This is a genomic window from Synechococcus sp. H55.10 (genome assembly GCF_047502715.1).
Taxonomy (GTDB): domain Bacteria; phylum Cyanobacteriota; class Cyanobacteriia; order Thermostichales; family Thermostichaceae; genus Thermostichus.
Genome location: NZ_JANSJJ010000201.1, coordinates 1 through 2516, shown reverse-complemented (window position 1 = coordinate 2516; position 2516 = coordinate 1). Strand labels below are relative to the sequence as shown.

Here is a 2516-nt window from a genome sequence, read left to right as displayed (position 1 = left end):
GGCTTGGAATCCGCCTGGCTGGCCTGTCGGGATCCCGGCTGGCTGGCCAGGGATCTCTACGGGCTTGCTTTCTGCGGACTTGCTCTTTGTGGGCTTTTTAGGAAAACTGCACCCCCAGGTTCCTAGCTCAACTACTAGCTTGACTTTACAGGCAGTTAAGACTCGGCTCATGTATCCTACCTCTACCACTTCTTGTAGGGCAGGAACTTACCAGACATGATCACTTTAACGCGATCTCCTTTAGGGTCTTCTTCCTTTTGTATATCTAAGGTAAAGTCAATAGCGCTCATAATCCCATCGCCAAACTTCTCATGAATTACTGCTTTTATTGGCATGCCATATACCTGTACAATCTCGTAGAAGCGATAGATCAAAGGATCTGTCGGCACCACTGGCCCTAGACCTTTCAGTGGGCATTCAGTCAATTCTTTTGCTACAACAGCGTCCAGTTCTAAGATCTCAGTAATTTTTTTCGCTTCTTCTAAAGAGGCGCTTGCCTGACGATAAAAAACCGCTGCAATCCACACCTCATCTCGGCCTATCCTCTGCTCTAAATCAGCAAAGGTTAGCCCCTTCTCAGCTTTAGCGGCCAATAGCTTCTTAGTAATCTCTGGGATGGTTGTGCTCATTGTAGCCTCCTAAATTTCAGATGTATCGGCTTCGTGAAAGCTCCTACTACAGTTTATTCCTCAAACCCGGATCCGTGATTCCTCAACAGCACGAGTTTCTTGAGAAAGGTGATGTTCCATAGCTGCCTTGAGAGCATGATAGCCTGGCTGCTGATCTAAGCTGTCTCGATGGCGAGGACGGGTAAACGGGACATCTAGAATCTGAGCAATGCGAGCCTCTGGCCCCCGAGTCATCATGACAATTCGATCCGACAGCAACAGTGCTTCTTCAATGCTGTGGGTAATCAAGATGACAGTTTTCCGTTGTGACTCCCAAATTCGCTCAACTTCATCCTGAAGGAATCCTCGCGTCAGGGCATCTAAAGCGCCAAATGGCTCATCCATGAGCAAAATTTGTGGATCAGTTGCCAGAGCTCGAGCAATTGCTACCCGCTGCTTCATCCCTCCAGATAATTCGTGAGGATATTTCTTTTCTGCCCCCCGCAACCCTACTAGGTCTATGAAAGATTGTACCAACTGCTTCTGCTGAGCCAAAGTCATCTGCGGGTGTACAGTTTCGACAGCAAAACGGATGTTTTCTCCTACTGTCATCCAGGGCATAAGAGCATAGTTTTGAAAGACAATGCCACGATCAGATCCGGGGGAATGAACCTCTTGACCATTGATCAATACTTGTCCAGTAGAGGGCTGTGAGAGACCTGCAATGATATTAAGCAATGTCGACTTACCACAACCAGAAGGACCGATAATCGAGACAAAAGTGTTGGCTTCTACCACTAAATCGATGGGTGCAAGAGCGACGTAATCAACCGAAGCACGACCAATGAGCCGATCCATAAAGCCACGACGACCGGGGTAGATCTTGGTGACTTGGCGCAACTGCAACTGCGGAATCCGCTCCAAGCCAGCAGAACTCGAGGTATAGGAAGGAGAAGTAACTTTCATGACCTCACCCAAAATGCGACCCAACGTTGCAACAATACAAACAACCAATCTAGCAGAAGACCCACAACACCGATAACAACAATTGCAGTAATGATACTGGTAATTTGAAGGTTATTCCATTCGTTCCAGATAAAATAACCCAGGCCAGTACCTCCCACCAGAATTTCGGCAGCTACGATTACCAGCCAGGCAATACCGATGCTGATGCGCAAGCCGGTTATGATGCTTGGCGCTGCTGCAGGCAGAATTACCTTAAGGATAGTACGCCAACGGGACGCCCCTAAAGAGCGAGCCACATCCAAGTAAGCTCGATCCACATTACTTACCCCAAACTTAGTATTAATTAGGGTGGGCCAAATGCTAGTAATAGCAATGACAAACAAGGCGGCGCTTTCTGAGCTTTTCAGAATGCCTAAACCCAGAGGCAGCCACGCTAGTGGTGAAACTGGCTTTAGCAACTGAATGTAGGGATCAATTGCCCGTGAAGTCACCTCCGAAAGACCCACCAGTACTCCAAGAGGGATGGCGATCAAGGAGCCAATGGTAAATCCAATCGCCACTCGCTGTAAGCTTGCCAGCAGATGCCAACCAATGCCTCTATCGTTAGGGCCATAATCGTAAAAGGGATCCGAAACCCACCCCCAAATAGTTACCAAGGTTCTACTGGCAGGGGGAATTAATGGAGAAAATACTCCGCCGCGTGCTCCGGCCTCCCAAACTACCAAAATCAAAAGCAAAGAGATCATAAACAAAGCAAATGCCTGCCGATTAGTACCCGGTAGGATCGAACGAATCCATCGCCCTGGCATAGCGGGAAGAAAGGACATTGTACCTCCAACGGGTTAAGGAAAAAATCTAGAGAAAATTTTAGTGCAATGGGATCGTCATCAACTGTTCAGTTTAAACAGATGGGATCCCTATCTGAGGGTCTAAACCCCAAAC

General features: G+C 47.9%; 3 protein-coding genes. All 3 read right to left on the bottom strand.

Annotated elements, in window-relative coordinates; genetic code table 11:
* Positions 1 to 182: 182 nt before the first annotated feature.
* The 3 genes from cynS to ntrB are packed head-to-tail and all read right to left on the bottom strand — an operon-like array spanning position 183 to position 2401.
* Positions 183 to 629: a cyanase gene (gene cynS, locus NW858_RS11540; protein WP_414334744.1), complete on the bottom strand. Its 447-nt coding sequence runs from the start codon at positions 627 to 629 to the stop codon at positions 183 to 185.
* 60 nt (positions 630 to 689) lie between these two features.
* Positions 690 to 1574 carry an ABC transporter ATP-binding protein gene (locus NW858_RS11535; protein ID WP_414334745.1) on the bottom strand — a complete coding sequence of 295 codons (885 nt, stop codon included), beginning with the start codon at positions 1572 to 1574 and terminating at the stop codon, positions 690 to 692.
* Positions 1571 to 2401, bottom strand: a complete 831-nt coding sequence (ntrB, locus tag NW858_RS11530; RefSeq protein WP_414334746.1) for a nitrate ABC transporter permease — start codon at positions 2399 to 2401, stop codon at positions 1571 to 1573. The genes NW858_RS11535 and ntrB overlap by 4 nt, the downstream gene beginning before the upstream one ends.
* Positions 2402 to 2516 lie beyond the last annotated feature (115 nt).

Coding starts and splice junctions, on each gene's coding strand:
- cynS (WP_414334744.1), bottom strand. CDS start 629: ATGAGCACAACCATCCCAGAGATTACTAAGAAGCTATTGGCCGCTAAA.
- NW858_RS11535 (WP_414334745.1), bottom strand. CDS start 1,574: ATGAAAGTTACTTCTCCTTCCTATACCTCGAGTTCTGCTGGCTTGGAG.
- ntrB (WP_414334746.1), bottom strand. CDS start 2,401: ATGTCCTTTCTTCCCGCTATGCCAGGGCGATGGATTCGTTCGATCCTA.